At 74.2% G+C, this 1,818-nt stretch carries 1 protein-coding gene and 1 pseudogene; both read right to left on the reverse strand.

What is annotated here, in order from left to right; genetic code table 11:
• Positions 1-182: pseudogene (locus B7767_RS47465) on the reverse strand (D-alanyl-D-alanine carboxypeptidase); the annotation flags it as partial.
• 92 nt (positions 183-274) lie between these two features.
• Positions 275-1,414, reverse strand: a complete 1,140-nt coding sequence (rho, locus tag B7767_RS32455; protein WP_085575250.1) for a transcription termination factor Rho — start codon at positions 1,412-1,414, stop codon at positions 275-277.
• Positions 1,415-1,818: the final 404 nt, after the last annotated feature.

Here is a 1,818-nt window from a genome sequence, read left to right on the forward strand (position 1 = left end):
ACCTCGGGTGCCCCCGGGCGCGGGCGGACGTGCGTGCCGGGCCGGTACAGCAGCGCCCCGGCCGTCGCCCGCGGCCCGGGGTCGACGCCGGCGATCGCCGCGGTGGGCGCCGTCGCCAGCAGGCTCGCCGTACAGAGCACGCAGGCCGACACGGTAGCCCGCGAAGTAAATCCGATAGTCATACCGCAAACGTAGGAATGGGACTCCCGGAACACCGCGCTGCCCCGGCCGGGGACCGTCCGCGAGCACCCGGATGCCGCATGCCGGCGCCGTGTCAGCCGCCCGGCAGGGTCGGCTGGACGCGCCGCAGGAACGCCGCGTTGTCGGGGGTCTCGCGCATCCGGCCCAGCAGGGTCTCCAGATCGGCCAGCCCGTCCCGCGACCGCAGCACGCGACGCAGTCCCCGTGCGGCGGTCAACTCGGCCGGAGCGAGCAGCAGTTCCTCGCGGCGGGTGCCCGATCCCGTGATGTCGACGGCGGGGAACAGCCGCCGTGAGGCGGCCTCGCGGCTCAGCCGGAACTCCATGTTGCCGGTGCTCTTGAGCTCCTCGAACCAGAACTCGTCGGCCCGGGAGCCGGTCTCCACCAGGGCCGAGGCGAGAATCGTGAGCGAGCCGCCCTCCTCGGTCCGACGGGCGGAGCCGAAGAACCGCTTGGGCCCGAGCAGCGCGGAGGCGTCGACACCGCCGCTGAGGGTGCGGCCACCGGAGGCGGCCGCGTTGTTGTACGCCCGGCACAGCCGGGTCAGAGAGTCGAGGAGCACGACGACGTCCTCGCCCGCCTCGACCAGCCGCCTGGCCCGCTCGACGACCAGCTCGGCGAGCGCGATGTGCTCCTTGGCGGGCCGGTCGAAGGTCGAGGCGTACACCTCGCCGCGCACCGAGCGCCGCATGTCGGTGACCTCCTCGGGGCGTTCGTCGAGCAGCACCACCATCAGCCGGCACTCGGGGTGGTTGCCGGCGACGGCCGCCGCGAGCTGCTGGAGGAGGACGGTCTTGCCGGTCTTGGGCGGCGCCACGAGCAGCCCGCGCTGCCCCTTGCCGACCGGCGCGAGCAGATCGACGACCCGCCCGGCGAGGCCGGACGCCGGGTGCTCCAGGCGCAGCCGCCGGTGCGGGTGAAGCGGCGTCAGGTCGTGGAAGTGCCGCCGGTCGCGCAGTGCGTCGGGCGTGCGGCCTTCGACGCGGGTGACCTCGGTCAGGGTGCCCCGGTCGCCGCGCACGCCCTCCACGAGGTCGCCCTTGCGCAGGCCGTGGCGGCGCAGCAGCGCGGGGGAGACGGACGGGTCGGAGGGGGAGGGCAGGCAGCTCTCGGCGCGCAGACGCCCCTTCCCGGCCGCGTCGATGTCGAGGACACCGGTGACGAGCCGGGGCCGCTGCCGTACGGGAGGGTGATCGAGTGTGGTGGTGGTCATGGGAGCCGGTCCTTTCGTGGACGACGGACGGGGACGTGCGGTGGGAAGGAGGGAAACCGCGCGGGGAGGGCGGACACGCGCCTCCGGGCGGCGGGGAACAGCACCCCGGTCACGGCGGCAGGAGACCCTGCCGACGAAGTGGTGCGGGAAAGCCGTACGCCGGTCGGACACGACGGGCGGAAGCGGCGAACCGAGGTGATGTGCGAGGAAGAACTGGCACCGGCGCCCGAACAGGAGGGGGCGTAACACGAGTGCTGCTTACACTGTACCACCCGGTGCGGAGGTGGGTACGGAAAAGCGCGGTCCGTACGGACGACGGGCCCGCCGGTGACGACCGGCGGGCCCGTGCCGGAGTTTCGGCGCGGGGTCAGGCGGGGGTCTCCCCCGCCTCCCGGGCGATCCGC

This window comes from Streptomyces sp. 13-12-16 (assembly GCF_002114215.1).
GTDB lineage: Bacteria > Actinomycetota > Actinomycetes > Streptomycetales > Streptomycetaceae > Streptomyces.